Annotated in this window: 20 protein-coding genes; 19 read left to right on the top strand and 1 reads right to left on the bottom strand. The window is 61.0% G+C overall.

What is annotated here, in order from left to right; genetic code table 11:
- The first annotated feature begins 2 nt into the window (after nucleotides 1–2).
- The 9 genes from AC07WT_RS08085 to AC07WT_RS08125 all read left to right on the top strand — a co-directional run bounded on the left by AC07WT_RS08085 (nucleotide 3) and on the right by AC07WT_RS08125 (nucleotide 7827).
- Nucleotides 3–488 (top strand): TadE/TadG family type IV pilus assembly protein, encoded by a 486-nt coding sequence (locus AC07WT_RS08085; protein ID WP_494946668.1) that lies wholly within the window; start codon nucleotides 3–5, stop codon nucleotides 486–488.
- Complete coding sequence (locus tag AC07WT_RS08090) at nucleotides 485–949, top strand: TadE/TadG family type IV pilus assembly protein (RefSeq protein WP_494946669.1); 465 nt, start codon at nucleotides 485–487, stop codon at nucleotides 947–949. Before AC07WT_RS08085 ends, AC07WT_RS08090 begins: the two co-directional genes overlap by 4 nt.
- Before the next feature lie 29 nt (nucleotides 950–978).
- Nucleotides 979–2157, top strand: coding sequence for a CpaE/TadZ family protein (locus AC07WT_RS08095; protein WP_494946670.1), 1179 nt, complete (start codon nucleotides 979–981; stop codon nucleotides 2155–2157).
- A 26-nt stretch (nucleotides 2158–2183) separates the two neighbouring features.
- Nucleotides 2184–3539, top strand: coding sequence for a TadA family conjugal transfer-associated ATPase (locus AC07WT_RS08100; protein ID WP_494948401.1), 1356 nt, complete (start codon nucleotides 2184–2186; stop codon nucleotides 3537–3539).
- A gap of 76 nt (nucleotides 3540–3615) precedes the next feature.
- Nucleotides 3616–4593, top strand: coding sequence for a type II secretion system F family protein (locus tag AC07WT_RS08105; protein ID WP_494946671.1), 978 nt, complete (start codon nucleotides 3616–3618; stop codon nucleotides 4591–4593).
- A 42-nt stretch (nucleotides 4594–4635) separates the two neighbouring features.
- Nucleotides 4636–5619, top strand: coding sequence for a type II secretion system F family protein (locus tag AC07WT_RS08110; RefSeq protein WP_494946672.1), 984 nt, complete (start codon nucleotides 4636–4638; stop codon nucleotides 5617–5619).
- 16 nt (nucleotides 5620–5635) lie between these two features.
- Nucleotides 5636–6151 (top strand): MarR family winged helix-turn-helix transcriptional regulator, encoded by a 516-nt coding sequence (locus AC07WT_RS08115; protein WP_494946673.1) that lies wholly within the window; start codon nucleotides 5636–5638, stop codon nucleotides 6149–6151.
- A 59-nt stretch (nucleotides 6152–6210) separates the two neighbouring features.
- Complete coding sequence (locus tag AC07WT_RS08120) at nucleotides 6211–6846, top strand: methyltransferase family protein (protein WP_494948402.1); 636 nt, start codon at nucleotides 6211–6213, stop codon at nucleotides 6844–6846.
- A gap of 132 nt (nucleotides 6847–6978) precedes the next feature.
- The gene (locus tag AC07WT_RS08125; RefSeq protein WP_494946674.1) at nucleotides 6979–7827 is read left to right on the top strand and encodes a sterol desaturase family protein; all 849 of its coding nucleotides are present in this window, start codon (nucleotides 6979–6981) and stop codon (nucleotides 7825–7827) included.
- A gap of 290 nt (nucleotides 7828–8117) precedes the next feature.
- On the opposite strand, the gene AC07WT_RS08130 is transcribed toward AC07WT_RS08125, so the two are convergent.
- Nucleotides 8118–8249, bottom strand: a complete 132-nt coding sequence (locus tag AC07WT_RS08130) for a TniB family NTP-binding protein (protein ID WP_494946675.1) — start codon at nucleotides 8247–8249, stop codon at nucleotides 8118–8120.
- A gap of 323 nt (nucleotides 8250–8572) precedes the next feature.
- Between AC07WT_RS08130 and AC07WT_RS08135 the strand changes: the two genes are divergently transcribed.
- From AC07WT_RS08135 to uraD, 10 genes are all read left to right on the top strand, one after another.
- Nucleotides 8573–8836 (top strand): hypothetical protein, encoded by a 264-nt coding sequence (locus tag AC07WT_RS08135; protein WP_492590222.1) that lies wholly within the window; start codon nucleotides 8573–8575, stop codon nucleotides 8834–8836.
- Nucleotides 8837–9352: 516 nt separating this feature from the next.
- Nucleotides 9353–9952, top strand: coding sequence for a 2'-5' RNA ligase family protein (locus tag AC07WT_RS08140; RefSeq protein ID WP_494946676.1), 600 nt, complete (start codon nucleotides 9353–9355; stop codon nucleotides 9950–9952).
- 206 nt (nucleotides 9953–10158) lie between these two features.
- Complete coding sequence (locus tag AC07WT_RS08145) at nucleotides 10159–10560, top strand: DnaJ family domain-containing protein (RefSeq protein ID WP_494946677.1); 402 nt, start codon at nucleotides 10159–10161, stop codon at nucleotides 10558–10560.
- 167 nt (nucleotides 10561–10727) lie between these two features.
- Nucleotides 10728–11267: a tRNA adenosine(34) deaminase TadA gene (gene tadA / locus AC07WT_RS08150; protein ID WP_494948403.1), complete on the top strand. Its 540-nt coding sequence runs from the start codon at nucleotides 10728–10730 to the stop codon at nucleotides 11265–11267.
- 28 nt (nucleotides 11268–11295) lie between these two features.
- Entirely contained in the window at nucleotides 11296–12222 is a 927-nt protein-coding gene (gene ldcA, locus AC07WT_RS08155; protein ID WP_494946678.1) for a muramoyltetrapeptide carboxypeptidase, read from the top strand.
- A gap of 308 nt (nucleotides 12223–12530) precedes the next feature.
- Nucleotides 12531–13259 (top strand): GntR family transcriptional regulator, encoded by a 729-nt coding sequence (locus AC07WT_RS08160; protein ID WP_494946679.1) that lies wholly within the window; start codon nucleotides 12531–12533, stop codon nucleotides 13257–13259.
- Nucleotides 13260–13601: 342 nt separating this feature from the next.
- The gene (locus AC07WT_RS08165) at nucleotides 13602–15083 is read left to right on the top strand and encodes an NCS1 family nucleobase:cation symporter-1 (protein WP_494946680.1); all 1482 of its coding nucleotides are present in this window, start codon (nucleotides 13602–13604) and stop codon (nucleotides 15081–15083) included.
- 24 nt (nucleotides 15084–15107) lie between these two features.
- Nucleotides 15108–15902: an aspartate/glutamate racemase family protein gene (locus AC07WT_RS08170; protein ID WP_494946681.1), complete on the top strand. Its 795-nt coding sequence runs from the start codon at nucleotides 15108–15110 to the stop codon at nucleotides 15900–15902.
- A 301-nt stretch (nucleotides 15903–16203) separates the two neighbouring features.
- Complete coding sequence (gene puuE, locus AC07WT_RS08175; protein ID WP_492590208.1) at nucleotides 16204–17154, top strand: allantoinase PuuE; 951 nt, start codon at nucleotides 16204–16206, stop codon at nucleotides 17152–17154.
- Nucleotides 17151–17672, top strand: coding sequence for a 2-oxo-4-hydroxy-4-carboxy-5-ureidoimidazoline decarboxylase (uraD, locus tag AC07WT_RS08180; protein ID WP_492590206.1), 522 nt, complete (start codon nucleotides 17151–17153; stop codon nucleotides 17670–17672). Before puuE ends, uraD begins: the two co-directional genes overlap by 4 nt.
- Nucleotides 17673–17747 lie beyond the last annotated feature (75 nt).

Here is a 17747-nt window from a genome sequence, read left to right on the forward strand (position 1 = left end):
TCATGCGCAATCGAATCAGATCCCCTCGCCGCATGCGGGGTGCCGTGGCCGTCGAATTCGCGCTGCTGTCGATCCCGATGATCATTCTGCTGCTTGGCATCGCCGAGTTCGGTCATGCGTTCTATGAGTACAACACCATCGTCAAGTCGGTTCGCGATGCGACACGCTTGTTGTCAGCATACGATCCGACGACGAGCACCTACCCGATCGCACAAGCCCAGTGTCTCGCTGCTTACGGCACGAATGACTGCTCGGGCGCCCCTCTCGTCGAGGGATTGACGACGAACATGGTCGTGGTGTGCGATCAGGTGAATACCAACGGCTGTACCGGGCAATTCAAGAACGTGCAAACCGATCCGACTGGCGACACGATCAATCTCGTACAAGTGAAAGTCACCGGATATCCGTATGCGCAGATCACCGGGTTTTTTAATCTGGCGAATCTGATCTTCGGCGATATCAGCTGCGTGATGAGGCAGACGCTATGAAAATGCTCAACACCCATCGTTTGCCTGGCGCCCGGCGCCAGTGCGGTGCCGCGGCGCTCGAATTTGCCATGATATCGATGGTTTTCTTCACGTTGCTGATCGGCATCATGGAGATGGGACGCGTGCTCTTTTACTGGAACACCGCAGCGGAAGCGACCCGGCTTGGCGCCCGTATGGCAGTGGTGTGCGACGTCAACAGCAGCCAGTCGGCGAGCAACCCGGTGATCGCACAGATGCGGCAGTTGCTGCCGATCCTGCAGCCTGCCAACGTCACCGTGGCCTACACGCCGTCGGGATGCGACGCTTCGTCATGCACTGCGGTCACGGTCAGCGTGACCAACGTCACTGTCAATACTTTCATGCCCTTTCTGCCGCTTTCGATATCGATGCCGCCATTCTCGACAACTTTGCCAAGAGAAAGCCTGAATAGTGTGAACGGCACCAATCCCACTTGCAATTAGTACATCGCCCATCCACAGGGAAGAACGAAATGATCGACATCCTCACGATTTCATCGGATCCCGCCCATGCCAGCGCGATCGCACGGATCGTCGCGGCGGGAGAGTCCCATCACCGGGTCAGGACATCGACCTCAGGGCTGGCCGATCTGTGCGCGCATCAACAGGCGCTCGATGGTGTCGATTTGCTGGTTATCGATGGCGCGCAGATGACGCAGCAGGATTTCGGCACACTCACTGCGCTCACTGCACAGCGAGCCGGTCTGGCCTGCATGCTGCTGGCACCGTCGCCGTCCGCCGATCTGCTGATTCGTGCGATGCGTGCCGGCGTGCGCGATGTGCAGCCGTGGCCGGCTGATCCAAAAGACCTGCAGCATGCCGTCGAAGGCATCGCTCAAAAAGTTACCGGCACGCGGTGCGAGGGCCGGGTGATCTCTTTCGTGTCCTGCAAAGGTGGAAGCGGCACATCGTTCCTGGCCGCTAATCTAGGGTTCGCCGCGTCGGCGGTCGGCAAGCGTACGCTGCTGATCGATCTGAATCAGCAATTCGGTGAGGCGGCCTTTCTGGTATCGGAAGTCACGCCGCCCGCCACGCTGGCCGATGTGAGCATCCAGATCGACCGGCTCGACCCCGCATTTCTCGATGCGTGCCTGACTCACGTCAGCGATCGTTTCGATGTGCTGGCCGGCGCACCTGATCCAGCCAAGGCGAAGGAAATCAAGCCGGAACATTTGCAGCGGATTCTGCATCTGGTGCGGAGTCAATACGACGTGATCATTTTCGATATCGGCCAGAGTATTAGCAACGTATCGATTGCGGCACTCGACCAGAGCGAGTGCATTTTTCCGGTGCTGCAACTAAGTTTGCCGTATCTGCGTGGTGGCCGCCGGCTGCTCGATATCTTCCGCTCGCTCGGCTACCGGGGTGACAAGGTGCGCGTGCTGGTCAATCGCTACGAGAAGAAGGGGCCGGTGGGGTTGCCCGAACTGGAGAAGGCACTGGGCCTGCGGGTGGCCAGTGTGATTCCGGAAGACGGTGCTGCGGTGTCGGCGTCGATCAATCAGGGCGTACCGATTTTGCGGCTCGCCAAATCGAGTGGCGTGGCAAAGAGCCTGAGCGAACTGGTGCGAAGCCTGTCGCCGCCGCCGGCAAACGATCGGCGGGGCGTTCTGCAGAAATTTTTCGGTAAGCCCGTGTTGAGCAGGGCTTGAGACAGGAGAGGAAAATGGAAAACATCTTGACGCTGCGCGAGCAATTTCGTGAGCAAGGCGATGCGTCTGCGCACGAGCAAAGCCTTAACCGGAACAGAATGGCTAGGAGAGCGTACCAGGAACTCAAGAAGAACGTGCATGAGGCCATTATCGACCGCGTTGAGCTGGAAAAACTCCAGCGCCTGTCGAATGAACAGATTCAGCATGAACTGGCGCAACTGGTCGAGCGCATCATCGAAGAAGACAACATTCCGATCAACGAGGTCGAGCGGCGCCACCTCGTGCGAGACGTGCGTGACGAGATGCTCGGCTTTGGACCGCTCGAGCCGCTGCTGGCGGATCCGACGATCTCCGACATTCTGGTCAACACTTGCAAGCACGTATATATCGAGCGGCGCGGCAAACTGGAACTGACCGACGTCACGTTCTACGACGACGCGCATTTGATGAAAGTCATCGAAAAAATTGTGTCGCGCGTCGGCCGCCGCATCGACGAATCGAACCCGATGGTGGACGCACGTCTGCCGGATGGCTCGCGCATGAACGCGATCATTCCGCCGTCGGCGATCGACGGCCCGCTGCTGTCGATTCGCCGCTTTGCCGTCAATCCGCTGACGGTGAAGGATCTGGTCGACTATCAGAGCCTCACGCCACCGATGGTTCAGATGCTGGAAGCGCTGTCCGCTGCCAAGATCAACACGTTGATTTCGGGCGGCACGGGCAGCGGCAAGACGACATTGCTCAATGTTCTGTCGGGGTTCATTCCGTCCGACGAACGTATCGTGACGATCGAAGACGCCGCCGAACTTCAGTTGCGCCAGATACACGTGCTGCGGCTCGAAACGCGTCCGCCCAACATTGAAGGCAAGGGGGAGATCACGCAGCGCTCGCTGGTGCGCAACGCGCTGCGGATGCGGCCCGACCGGATCATTCTGGGCGAAGTGCGCGGCCCCGAGGCGCTGGACATGCTGCAGGCGATGAACACAGGGCATGAGGGCTCGCTCGCGACGGTGCATGCCAATACCCCGCGAGACGCGCTGACACGGCTCGAGAACATGATCGGCATGGCCGGATTGAATCTGCCGCAGAAGGCCGCGCGTCACCAGATCAGCTCGGCGATCAGCGTCATCATTCAGGTGGCCCGTCTTACCGACGGGCGCAGAAAGATCGTCAGTATTCAGGAAATCACCGGCATGGAAGGCGAGGTGATCAATTTGCAGGAAATCTTCACGTTCAAGCGTAGCGGTGTGGATAAGGACGGGAAGGTGTGCGGGCACTTTTGCGCGACGGGCGTGCGGCCGAAATTTTCCGAGCGGCTACAGGCGTTTGGCGTGGCGGTGCCGGATACGTTGTATGACCCGACACAGCACTATCCGGTGTAACGGGGGCAGACAAAGACGACTGGCAGGACGGGGACGGCTGCGAGAATGCGGCCGCCCCACCAAAAGGGACATCGCCATGAACTATCTTTACTACGGCTTCATCATCCTGGTCTTCTTTGCGATCATTTTGTTGATCGAGGCCGGCCATATCTGGTGGCAGAGCCGGCACAGCAGCGCCGCCAAACGCCTCGAAAGCCGCATCCGCATGATGTCCGCAGGCGGGCATGGCAATGACAAGGCGGTATCGATTCTCAAGCAGCGCGAGTTGAGCAATTCACAGCTGATGACCCGGCTGCTGCTGCAGGTGCCGCGCATTCATGTGCTGGATCGCTGGCTGGTTCAGTCGGGGCTGAGCTGGTCGGTGGGGAAGTTTCTTTCTTACACTGTGTTTCCACCGCTTGCGGTGTGGGTGGTCGGCAGCATGATCTACATTCCGTCGCTGCCGCTGTTGGCGGTGATGCTGATCTCGGGCGTCTTTGCGCCGCTCAGAGTCAGCCGGGCCAAGGCTAAGCGGCTGACACTGATCGAGGAGCAATTGCCCGAAGCCACCGATATGCTCAGCCGGTCATTGCGGGCCGGTCATTCATTCTCGACGGCTCTCGGCATCGTGGGCGACGAGATGCCCAAGCCGATCGGCCCCGAGTTTCGCACGGCGTTCGACGAAATCAATTTCGGCGTGCCGCTCAACGACGCATTGGGTGGGCTGGCCAACCGCGTACCGATCAGCGATCTGCGCTACTTTGTGATCGCGGTGCTGATTCAGCGCGAGAGTGGTGGCAACCTGGCCGAAATTCTTGCCAATATCGGCCAGCTCATCCGTAGCCGGCTCGCGCTGCTGGGCAAGGTCCGGGTGCTGTCGGCAGAAGGCCGGCTGTCGGCCTGGATCCTTGGGGCTCTGCCGTTCGTGATTGCCTTCGTGATCTCGATTGTGAATCCGGGTTTTCTGCGCATTCTGTGGACCGATCCGGCCGGCATAAAACTGATCGGCGCGGCGCTGGTCATGATGATGCTCGGCGTGGTCTGGATGAGAAAAGTCATTCGCATCCATGTTTGATCGAGGCACGTCACTTTCATTCTTTGGAGATGGGTCGATCCCATGCCCGCCATGAAAAATGAACAACTCATACTGCTGGCCGTCGTTTTTGTGATTGTCGCCGTTGTCGCATTCGGGGTGATGGCGCTGCTCATGCCGAACTCGATCCATCGCCGCCTTGGTCAGCTCACGAGCTCCGGCCAGCCCTTGTCGAAAACTGACGATGGCGAGGTTGCGCAATGGGTCAGGAAGATTGTGCAGGCTTCGAAGCCGATCGCCAGACTCTCGATTCCCAAAGAAGGTTGGGAGCATTCGGTGTTGCGCACGAAATTCATGCATGCGGGATGGCGCGGTCCGTCTGCCCCCGGAATTTTTTTTGCCGCCAAGACGGTTCTGGTCATTGGGCTGCCTCTCGTCTGCCTGATAGCGGTTGGACCTTACCTCTCGAACAATAACGGCAGTCTGCTTATGGTCCTGCTGCTGGTGCTGGCGGGTATCGGCTATTACCTGCCCAATGTCGCCCTGGCTCGCAAGGTGCGTCAGCGCCAGCTGACTATTTTCGAGGATTTTCCCGACGCGCTGGATCTGCTCACCGTGTGCGTGGAGGCGGGTCTCGGGCTGGACGCGGCGCTGATGAAAGTGGCCGATGAAATGCACCTCAAAAGCCGGACGTTGAGCGAAGAATTGCAACTGCTGCTGCTCGAGTTGAGGGCGGGGTCAAGCAAGGAAACCGCGCTCAAGAACCTGGCACTGCGCACGGGTGTGGAAGAACTGGACGTACTGGTGGCCATGCTGATACAGGCGGAGCGCTTCGGCACCAGCATGGGCGATTCGCTGCGCGTGCATTCGGAAAATCTGCGGCTCAAGCGACGGCTTCGGGCCGAGGAGGCAGCCGGGAAAATCGCCGTCAAATTATTGTTTCCGCTTATGTTCTGCATATTTCCGACGCTGATGCTGGTGTTGCTCGGCCCGGCGGTCATTCAGGTTATGCGCGTACTGCTGCCGACGCTGGCCGGTGAGGCAGACGCAGCCATGTCGCTGTTTTGATGACTGGAGCGGAAACATGACTCATGCCCCTGACGAACGCGTGGAGGTCGTCAAGCTCCGGTTCATGCTGGGTGTCAAGCTGGCGGCCTTCAATCAATTTGTTGCCGGGCAACTGAGACTGAACGTGACCGACCTGAAGTGTCTGGAAGTCGCTTATTACGATGAGGTACAGCCGGTCACGCCTGGACGGCTGTCAAAACTGACGGGATTATCGCCAGGCACGATCACGACTTCCCTGAAAAACCTTGAAAAAGCCGAGCTGATAAAACGCGAAACCGATCCGACCGACGGGCGGCGCATCCTGTTGCGCTTTATTCCAGGCCGGCGGGCGATGATCGATGCTTACTTTGAACCGGTCAATCGTGATCTGGCCGATTTCGATCGCACGCTCGATAGCGGAGAACTGAAAAGCGTCAAAAAGTATCTTTGCGGATTGTTGAGGATCCTCGACGAATGTATGTCGGCACCCAGCCCGATGATGCAGGCCCACTCGATGCTCCGCCCCAGTAAGAACAGTCGGAGAAGGACATGAGCACGATCACCACCGAAACAGCGGCACTTGTAATACCTCTAGCCGGGAGCTTCGCGTACATGATGCACAAGGCGATACCGCGCTTGGGTGATGCGCTGCTCGAAGTATTGGCACGGGTCGGCTCGGCTTTGCTGTTGGGCATGTTCGCATACTTCGCGATCCGGCATTGGCTTGCCGATCCCGGACGTATCACGCTGTTGCTGCTGGTGATCGCCGAGTGCTTCACCGTGGGTCTGTCGCTTTTCACAAGGGTTCCGGTCAAGCGTGACTGGACACCGTTCGCATTCGTGTGCTCGATGGGTGCCACGTACTACTTTCTTGCCGTTCAGCTTGGACCTGGGGCCCGACTCGTACCGGAATCGGTCGGGGCTGCGCTTCAGGTTTCCGGTATCTGCTGGCAGCTCGTTGCAAAGGCCTCGCTGCGGCGCTCGTTCGGCATTCTGCCGGCCAACCGCGGTGTCGTGTCCTGTGGTGCCTACCGGTTCGTACGGCATCCGATGTATCTCGGCTACCTCGTTGCGGATATTGGCTTTCTGCTGACGAACTTCGGTTTGCAGAACGTTCTCGTGTACGGCTTTCAGTTTGCCTTGCAGGGTGGGCGCATCCTGCGTGAGGAACGGATCCTGTCTTCCGACGAGAACTATCGTCGGTACAAAGGAAAAGTGCGCTATCGGGTGATTCCTGGGGTGTTCTGATGCTGTGAATCGTTCGGTTTCGATATTGACCGGTCCGTCGACGATCCAGGTGCTGCGCCGACTGATGCCGACGATGAACAGCATAACTGGCGGCCGAGCAAGAAGCCGATCTTGTATCTATAGAGGAAATCCATGCTTGCGTCCAATCCGCTTCCCGCGCTGTGGCACTTCGCATGCGAATGGTGGATCGGCTATGAGATCGTGTTGTCGCTGTTCATCGTAGGCGCGTTGATCGAGGCGCGCCGGCCGGTACAGCGTCTGCAGTCCAGGGCGGCGATCCGTCTGAACGTCGCGTACTCAGCCATCTATACCGCCTTGGGTCAGGCCGCGCGGCCGTTGACCGCGGCCGCCTCGGTCTGGATCGTCAACCTGCTGGGAGGCGGCCTGATCGTGTTGCCCGCCCACGGCTGGGGCGTGCTCGTATCGGTTCTTGCGCTCGTGCTCACGATCGACCTGCTCGAATATCTGTTTCATCGCCTGCAGCATGCGTGGCCACTGCTGTGGCGCATGCATTCGTTGCATCACAGCGCGGAATCGTTCAACGTCACCGTGACCACGCGCCACTACTGGTTTGAGTCGCTACTCAAGGGCTTCCTGCTGTTTCCGCTGGTCGGTGTGATGTTCAGGGTCGATCCGTCGATCGCGGGCATCGCCACCCTGGTGTTTTTGCCGGTCAACTTTTTTGCGCATATGAACCTGCGCATCAACCTCGGTCGCTTCGTTACGTGGGTCAACAACCCGCAATATCACCGGCTGCATCACTCTCGCCGCGCCGAACATTTCAATAAGAACTTCACGCAAATGTTGCCGCTGTGGGATCGCCTGTTCGGCACGATGTGGGCACCGGCGCCGCACGAATGGCCGCCAACCGGGCTCGACGACGCCGCCGAGCCCGCGTCAGTGCTGGTCGCGCTGTACTGGCCGCTGCGCGGGCGCACCGCCGGCGACCCCGCCGCCGCGGCGCCGCGCGTGGCCGAGTGACGGTCGGCCACACCCCCCGCCACACGCCGCCTGACGACGCCGAACGAGGGGACGGCTAGTCCTGCGGGAAGGGTAGGATGCCGAATTGAGTCAGGACGTGCTCAAATACACGGCGCAACACGCCGGATTCGCTTTCCCGTTGTTACCACCCGAAGCAGCCGGTCGGCATCTACCGCTATGCGTAGCGGCAATATGCGTTCGAATGCCGATAGCAGCCGGCAAAACGCTTTGCTTTCGCGCCAGCGGGATATCTCAAATGGTGTGAAACGACTCACCACTTGCGTATCGCTTTAGAGAGCGATCACCGCGTCGTCGGTACCGGCAAGGACGATGCTGGCACGAAGATCGTTGGCAAGGAACTTCAGGAGATTCAAAGCGGCCCGTTGTTCGCGATACGTGCCCGCCCCAAAAAGCGCCGACATCCTCGTAAAGCAATTGCGCCTTGAGTACCCAGTGGTACAGGTTTTCCAACCTGTTAGGTGAAACCTGTAGACCGGTGCCCGCAACACCCCCTTGCGTTGTTACGTATGAACATCAGCTCCACTGCGGAAAATAGCGGGCTAGCGATGCTGATGCATCGCGCAAACTATTGCTGTAGTGACCCCGTGACCAAATCGGGCAGTTGAGGATGCAGGACAAGATGAGTAGTCGAAGATGCGCTCCGTCGCCACGTTGCCAGCGGGATGTACACTTCCCGGTAGAGGGCAGTTTCAGGATAGGCTGAATCAGCCGGGCAAGGTCGGCAATGAAAAGAATTTACGGATACAAAGGCTTTGAAGTCGCGGTGGAGCTTGAGCCGGTGTGGAAGACTGCGGGAGGCGTTACGCTATTGCCCCCGCAGGGTTTCGTAGCTGTCGTGCAAATCAGAATGGTGGGCGCTACTGTCCCTGTGGTTGCGCCGATACGCCTCTCGGCGACCACCCAGCAACCGTTCGCGACACAAGCCGAGGCGCTCATGGCGGGATATAGCGCCGGGCAGCGGATAGTGGACGACACGCTCGCGGGCTGACAACAGTTTTTTACTGGATGCCGCAGAACTAATTAGAACCGCGCATCGCGGGGCATTCGTATTGCCTCGGGCGTATAGATACCGCCGACTTTCTACCGCAGACTTTCGCGCCCGGGCCGGCCTCGCGCTGATGCCCCACATCTTGTTGCACGCCGGCTCCTCCTGGGGCATGCCGCTGTTCGAGCACGAAACCTGCCGTTCTTCGCGGCGTCAGCCAATACTCCCACCTTTCTGAGCATTTCGACGTTGCCGCCAATACTGTACGAATGTACAGTATCGTGCGTAGCCAGACAGCGAGCGCGGCGCATCCCGGCCGGGGGAACGATGCAATGATTCTGTGGCAAGTGCTCGGCCGTGGGCCGATCGATGGCCTACAAATCAAATATCGGCCGGCTGTCGCGGCGAAGGCGCACCGTCAATCCGGCTGCCGCCGATTAATTTTTCCGGGCGCGCGGGCAAGCGCGCACGTTTGAATGGAGATTCAACTCATGCCGGTTTCACCCACTCAGGCGCGCCATGCCTGAACAGCTTTGGTTGCCCGGGCTCGAGGCGCCGCCAATCCCGACAGATGGCCTGTTCTTCGCCGTCTTTCCAGACACGAATACGGCGGCCAGCATCTCGAAGCTGGCGCAACAGCTCTGCGGCGAGACGCGCTCGAAGAGCAAGCCTCTCGCGGCCAACCGTTTGCACGTCACGTTGCTTCACCTCGGAAACTTTGCGGGAGGTTTGCCGCCCGCCCGTGTAGAGGCGGCGATGAAGGCAGCGGCGTCGATCAGGATGGCGCCTTTTAGCGTCGAGTTCGATCGTGCGGTCAGTTTTGCGCTCAAGCCGCGGCCGGGGCCGTTGGTGTTGGCTGGAGGCGAGGGCGTCGTGGGACTCCAGGCACTTCACGAAGCGCTTGGACTGGCATTGCAAACCGCGGCATTCGGGGATCGCGCAGCCTCGCCAAATGCGCCGTACACCCCGCACGTGACGCTGGCTTACGGCATGCCGTGGGTAGCGACACGTGCTATCGAAGCCGTCAGTTGGAACGTGCGTGAGCTTGTTCTGGTGCACAGCTTGCTCGGGCGCACCCGGCATGTCGCGCTGGCGCGCTGGCGATTGGCGGCCGAGTGAAAGGTTCTCGCGCGCGCCGGCCGTCGTGGAGCAACTGTGCCGAAACGCGGCGGACTAGAACCGCACGCCGGTCGCGCAACCGCCTGCAAAACCGCCGCCGCTGCCGCCTGCAAAATCTGAAAACCAGAAGGTTTCGTCGGTCGGACTGCCGGAACGGGCATGCGCTCCCTGATAGAATGCTTTGGCCGCAACGTAGTGGACTGCAGATGAAATTGCTTGATGCGTTAGTCGAACAGCGTATTGCCGCCGCAGCCGCGCGCGGTGAGTTCGACGATTTACCGGGCGCCGGCGCGCCGCTGCCCCTGGACGACGATGCACTGGTCCCGGAAGAAGTGCGCGTCGCCAACCGGATTTTGAAGAATGCGGGCTTCGTGCCGCCCGCCGTCGAGCAGTTGCGCGCTTTGCGCGACCTGCAGGCGGAGTTGAGCGCGGTCAGCGAGCGGGTTACCCGTTGCCGCCTGCAGGCTCGCATGCTGGCACTCGACATGGCGCTCGAATCGCTGCGCGGCGGCCCACTGGTCCTGCCGCGCGAATACTGCCGGCGGATCGCCGAGCGGGTGTCGGAGCGCGTCGGCAACCTCAATACGGCCGAAGCGGGTTCGCAGTGAGCGACCCGTTTATCCGCTCCGCCACGCCTCGTGCGGAATCTGTCGAACCGAGCGAAGCCGCAGCGTCGCCGGTGTGGTCGCCGGTGCGTCAAGCCGAAACCGTCGGCGCCAGTTCCGCCGAACCGGCGGCGTATGACCCACCAGTCGGCGCAGCGACTAACGCCGCATTGCCGGACGAACCGCCTGCACCGCTGATTTCCGAGCGCGATCGCCGCTTCATGGCGCTCGCCCAGGCCGCAGCAGAAGAAGCACGTGCGGCGGGCGAAGTGCCGGTCGGCGCGGTGCTCGTGCGTGGCGACGAAGTCATTGCCAAAGGTTTCAACCATCCGATCGGTGCGCACGACCCATCGGCGCATGCGGAAATGGTCGCGTTACGCGCAGCCGCGCAAGCCGTCGAGAACTACCGGCTGCCCGGCTGCGAGCTGTATGTGACGCTCGAACCCTGTCTGATGTGCGCCGGCGCGATCATGCATGCGCGTATTGCCCGCGTCGTCTTCGGTGCGCGCGACCCGAAAACGGGCGCGTGCGGCAGCGTCGTCGATGCATTCGCGAATCCCCAGTTGAATCATCACACCACGGTGACCGGCGGCGTGCTCGAAAGCGAATGCGGCGCCGCGCTCAAAGTATTCTTCGCCGAGCGGCGGCGCGCAAGCCGCGAAGCACGCGAGGCGGCGCGCACCGAACCGGGACCGGCCGAGCCGCTCTAAAAACTACAACGTTCTACAGGTCTTGCCCATGACCGTTCATCGCACCATCGAACTGATCGCGCCGTCCGGCTATCCGCATGACCCGGAGGTGCTGCATCGCGCATTGCACCGCTTGCATGCGCAGGGGCATCGCGTCGACGGCGTGGAGGCGGCGATGCGCCGCTACCAGCGTTTCGCCGGTACCGACGGCGAGCGTGCGGCCGAGTTGAACCGGCTGGCTGACCCTTCGCGGAAACTGCCCGACATCGTGCTGACGGTCCGCGGCGGTTACGGCGCGATACGCGTTCTGCACGGACTCGACTATGCAGGGCTCCAGCGGCGGCTGACCGATCAGCCGGTCGCGTTGGTGGGGCACAGCGATTTCACCGCGATCCAGCTCGCGTTGCTCGCGCGCGCGGGGGTGAAGACTTTCGGCGGTCCCATGCTGATGAGCGATTTCGGCGCCGAAAATCTGAGCGAGTTCACCATGCGGCACTTCTGGTCGGCGCTGACGAAGCCGACCATGACGGTGACAAGCAATGTGCCGCAAGCACAATCTGCCGATGTCTCCGGCATGTTGTGGGGCGGCAATCTGGCGGTGCTGGCATCGTTGATCGGCACGCCGTACATGCCGCCGGTGCAGGGCGGCATCCTGTTCGTCGAGGACATCAACGAGCAGCCGTTCCGGCTCGAGCGGATGCTTTACCAGTTGCATCTTTCTGGCATCCTCGCGCAGCAGCAGGCGCTTGTGCTGGGCGATTTCTCCGGCGGCAGTTCTTACGATTACGACAACGGGTATGACCTGCAGGCGATGATCGAGCACGTGCGCTCGGTGATCGGGATTCCGGTCATCACCGGTCTGCAATTCGGACATATGCCGGACCTGCTGACGCTGCCGGTCGGCGCCGACGCACACCTCGTAGCCGGCGCACACGGATTCAAGCTGACGTTATCGGGCTATCCCTGTCTGGATTGAAGCGGCAAAGAAAGCGGGCGGTTGTCCGCTTTCTTTGGGGCTGCAGGCGCAACTAACGGTCAAGCATTTATCGTCACCGCCGGCAGTGCAGACAGTGAAGGTCCATCCATTTTGTTGACAAAAACCGCCGCCAATAGACAGGCCGCGCTCACCTTAATTAAACTGATATTGAAGCGAGACCGAGCTTCAGTCCTGGACCAGATAGGCTGAAGCCTAATATCGTCATAAAGATTGTCAAAAATTAAGATAAAAATTGTTGACAATCTTTATGTCCATCCTATGATGACCGACATACCGAGACGAACATCATGTCCGACACAGATTCCGCCAGCTCGAATAGTTCGAAACCCGAGGCGATCGCCGAGCGCATCCGCGCCGCGATCCTCGAACATCGGCTGGCTCCTGGCGCCAAACTGACAGAAGCACAGTTATGCGAAGTATTTGGCGTGAAGCGCGGTCCGATCCGCCAGGCGCTTGCGCAACTGGCCACCGATCACCTCGTCGACCTCGAGCCGAACCGTGGCGCATTTGTCGCGAGTCCGTCGCTGCAAGAGGTGCACGAGGTGTTCGAGATGCGCCGGATCATCGAACTGGCCGTGGTGGAGCGGCTTTGCAGCGGGCACGGCACCCGGCGTTTGAAGAGTATCGGCAGCATGATCGGCCGCGAACGCAAAGCGTTCGAAACCCGTGATTTTCCGGCATGGATTCGTCTGTCGGGAGAGTTTCACACCGAGTTGGCCGCGCTGACCGGCAACACTGTGCTGTGCGACTGTCTGAACGGCCTGGTGGCGCGGTCCACGCTGATTTCCGCACTGTACGAGTCGCTCGGACGCAGCCCGTGCTCGTTCGAGGACCACGAAACCATTCTCGCCGCACTCGACGCCGGCGATGCGAAAGAGGCGGCGGCCTTGATGTCGCGCCATCTGCAAAGCGTCGAGTTGAAGATGCTGGACCGCCCGGCACGCGGCGCGGCCGATCTGCATGAAGTGTTCGGTGCACGTAACGATGCACGCAAAGGCAAGTCCGCGCCAGGCTGAGGCAAGCGGCCGGTGTGCGCCCGTTGCCGGTGCGCGCCGCACTGAATTGAACTGAACTGAACTGAATCAAGCGTTGCAAGGCGGCCTGGCGCGAGCGCTGCCGGCTTGCGTGCGCGTGGCCATCGCCGGGCGGTGGCCTGGGAGTAGTAACACATCGTCAGGAGTCCGCGGCTGCTGGCGGTGCGATAAGCACAAGTACTTCGGTACGGAGATATCCGCGGCGCGGCCATTCAGGCGATTGAAATTCCCTTCGGTTCCACTCGGACGAGAGGGTGCGCCTGGCATAGCCGATGCAACGTCCTTCGATTCGCTATCGATGGTCCCTATCCCAAAGGAGGAATCATGGCTCAGTTCAGTGCAGCGCCCGGCAGTCCCGCAATTTCCACTTATGAAGACGACAGCGCGACCGGCACCCCGTCGCTGCCGTCAGGTTACAGCGAGAGGCTCTACAACGAAGACCTGGCGCCGCTGCGCCATCAAACCTGGGGCGCTTACAACATCTTTGCGTTCTGGATGTCGGACGTGCACAGCGTCGGCGGCTACGTGTTCGCGGGCAGTCTGTTCGCGCTCGGGTTGACGAGCTGGCAGGTGCTGATTGCACTGCTGGTCGGCATTACGATCGTCAACGTGCTGTGCAATCTGATTGCCAGGCCGAGTCAGCAGAACGGCGTGCCTTATCCGGTTGCCTGCCGTGCGACCTTCGGCGTGCTCGGCGCGAATATTCCCGCAGTGATTCGCGGTTTGATCGCGGTGGCGTGGTACGGGATTCAGACCTATCTGGCTTCGAGCGCGCTGGTGATCGTGGTGCTGAAGTTCGTCCCGCAACTGTTGCCGTATGCGGACGTTCATCACCACGGCTTCATGGGTCTCTCGACCCTCGGCTGGGCCGGTTTCATGCTGCTGTGGGTATTGCAGGCGCTGGTGTTCTGGCACGGCATGGAGACCATCAAGAAGTTCATCGACTTCGCCGGTCCGGCGGTCTACGTGGTGATGTTCATTCTCGCGGGCTACATGGTGTATCGCGCAGGATGGCAGAACATCGGCATCAACCTGGGCGGCGTCAAATATCACGGCATGGAAGTGGTGCCGGTGATGATCACGGCGACCTCGCTGGTGGTGTCGTACTTCTCCGGACCGATGCTGAATTTCGGCGACTTTTCGCGCTACGGCAAGAGCTTTCGCAGCGTGCAGCGCGGCAACTTCTGGGGCCTGCCGGTCAACTTCCTGGCCTTCTCGCTGGTGACGGTGGTCACGACCGCGGCCACGCTGCCGGTGTTCGGCCAACTGATCACGGATCCGGTCGAAACGGTGGGCCGTATCGATTACCCGACCGCGGTGATTCTCGGCGCGCTGACCTTCACGATCGCGACCATCGGTATCAACATCGTCGCCAATTTCGTGTCGCCGGCCTTCGATTTCTCGAATGTCGCGCCGCGCCTGATCAGCTGGCGCGCGGGCGGCATGCTCGCCGCGGTGGCGTCGATTTTCATCACGCCGTGGAATCTGTTCAACAATCCTGCGGTGATTCACTACACGCTCGATGTGCTCGGCAGCTTCATCGGACCTTTGTATGGCGTCCTGATCGTCGATTATTATCTTGTGAAGCGCCAGAAGATCGTGCTCGACGACCTCTACACGGTGTCCCAAACCGGCTCGTACTGGTACCGCAACGGCGTCAACTACCGGGCTGTGGCTGCGTTGCTGCCGGCCGCGCTCATCGCCGTGGTCTGCGTGATGGTGCCGACGCTCGATGGGCTGGCGAATTTCTCGTGGTTCATCGGCGCCGCGTTGGGTGCGTTGTTCTACCGCGTGCTCGCTCGCTGAGCTGGCGTCGCAACAGGAGTCGATATGCGCATCAAACTGATCAACCCGAATACGACGCAACGTATGACGGAGGCAATGGGCCGTTGCGCTCGCGAAGTCGCCGCGCCCGGCACCGAAGTGATCGCGGTGAATCCGACGATGGGACCGCCGTCGATCGAAGGCTACTACGACGAGGCTCTCGCGACGCCCGGCTTGCTGGCCGAGATCAGCGCTGGCGAGCGCGACGGTTGTGACGGCTACGTGATCGCCTGCTTCGGCGATCCCGGTCTGTACGCCGCGCGCGAACTGGCGCGCGGGCCGGTCATCGGCATCGCTGAAGCGGCGATGCACGCGGCAAGCGTGCTGGCGCCCGGTTTTTCGGTGGTGACGACGCTGGCGCGCACCTGCGGCATGGCGTGGCATCTCGCCGAGCGCTACGGCATGAAGCGTTTTTGCCGCAATGTACGCGCCACCGACGTCGCCGTGCTCGATCTCGACAAACCCGGTTCGGCGGCACGCCGCATCATCCTCGACGAATGCCGCCGCGCGCTGGACGAAGACGGTTCGGACGCGATCGTGCTCGGTTGCGCCGGCATGGCGGAGTTGTGCGCGGAGATCGAAGATGCATTGGGCGCACCGGTTATCGAGGGCGTGACGGCGGCTGTCAAATGGACCGAGGCGCTGGTTGCGCTGCGTCTGTCGACCGCCAAGCGCGGCGACTATGCGCGGCCGCTGGCGAAGCGCTACGAGGGCGCGCTGGAAGCTTTCAGTCCGACCGATACCGGTCCGAACCCGCTGCCCCCGCGCGGTTTTGCGGGAAATGCGCAGGAAACCGCATAAAACGCCGATTTGCTGCGGGTAAACACTACAGACGCGGCGCCGCACATACATTCAGTCTGACACGCACTATCTGCCCGGGTGTATGGGCGCACCCGGGCGTTTTCGCTACACTGATCCCACTCGGCGCTGGTGCCCGAAGCGCTTTTTGCTGCTGCTTTCTGGTGCTGTTCTGGGGGCTGTTGCCGCCCGCGCCGGCTCGGATCACAAGCCGATTCTGAGCAAACCCCGAGCGAACTTCACATGCATTTCATGTGAGTTCCACGCGAATTTTACGTACCGTCACCACGCATCTCGTCAAACCATGCCACTCGACTCGAACTATCCACGCGATCTGATCGGCTACGGCCGCCACCCGGTGCAGGCGAACTGGCCCGGGCGAGCGCGCGTGGCGGTGCAATTCGTCCTGAACTACGAAGAGGGCGGTGAAAACTGCGTGCTGCACGGCGATCCGGGTTCGGAGCAGTTCCTGTCGGAGATCGTCGGCGCGGCGGCCTATCCGGCCCGCCATATGAGCATGGAGTCGATCTACGAATACGGCTCGCGCGCGGGCGTGTGGCGCATTCTGCGCGAATTCGAAAAGCGCGGTTTGCCGCTCACCGTGTTCGGTGTCGGCATGGCGATCGAACGGCATCCGGAAGTGGCGCGCGCGTTCGTCGAGCTCGGTCATGAGATCGCCTGCCACGGCTATCGCTGGATTCACTATCAGGACATGCCGCCGGAGAAAGAAGCGGAGCACATGCGCCTCGGCATGGAAGCGATCGAGCGCGTCACGGGCGAGCGGCCGCTCGGCTGGTACACCGGCCGCGATAGTCCCAATACGCATCGGCTGGTCGCGGAATACGGCGGCTTCCTTTACGACTCGGATTACTACGGCGACGACCTGCCGTTCTGGATGGACGTCGAAGTGACCGGCGGCGCAAAAGTGCCGCAACTGATCGTGCCGTACACGCTCGACACCAACGATATGCGTTTTGCGAGTCCGCAAGGCTTCAATACCGCGGATCACTTCTTCACCTATCTGCGCGATGCATTCGACGTGCTCTACGAAGAAGGCGACGAAGCGCCCAAGATGCTGTCGATCGGCATGCACTGCCGCTTGCTCGGCCGCCCAGGGCGTTTGCGCGCGCTGCAACGTTTCCTCGACCATATCGAACAGCACGATCACGTGTGGGTGACGCGGCGCGTCGATATCGCGCGGCACTGGCGCGAACATCACCCCTACCAGCAGAACAGCCGCGGGGCAGCGGCATGAAGGCGATGCAATACACTCTTGATCAACTCAACAGCACCTCGACCGACGCCTTTGTCGCGGCGCTGTCGGGCATTTTCGAGCACTCGCCGTGGGTCGCGGAACTTGCCGCGAGTCAAAGGCCCTTTGCGAGCATCGACGAGTTGCATCGCAAGATGTCGAATATCGTCGAAACGGCAGGCGAAGAGAAGCAGCTTGCCTTGATCAACGCCCACCCGGAGCTCGCGGGCAAAGCTGCGGTGCGCGGCGAGCTGACGGCCGAGTCGACGCGTGAGCAGAGCGGCGCGGGCCTCTCCCAATGCACGCAGGAAGAATTCGACACACTGGTCGCGCTGAACAGCGCCTATCGCGAGAAGTTCGGTTTCCCGTTCATCCTCGCGGTGCGCGGCTTCGACCGCCACGGCATCATCGCGAACTTCGAGGCGCGTGTGAACAACAGCCGCGCTGACGAATTGCGCGCCAGCCTCGACCAGATCTACCGCATCGCACGTTTCCGGCTCGACGACCTGATCGACGCGTAAGGCTCGTAACTTGAACCGCGCGCGTCGCGGACCTCGAACCGAAACGTTTTTTCAGCACTAACAACTTCAAGGAAG

This window comes from Paraburkholderia sp. GW821-FHT02A12 (assembly GCF_059422005.1).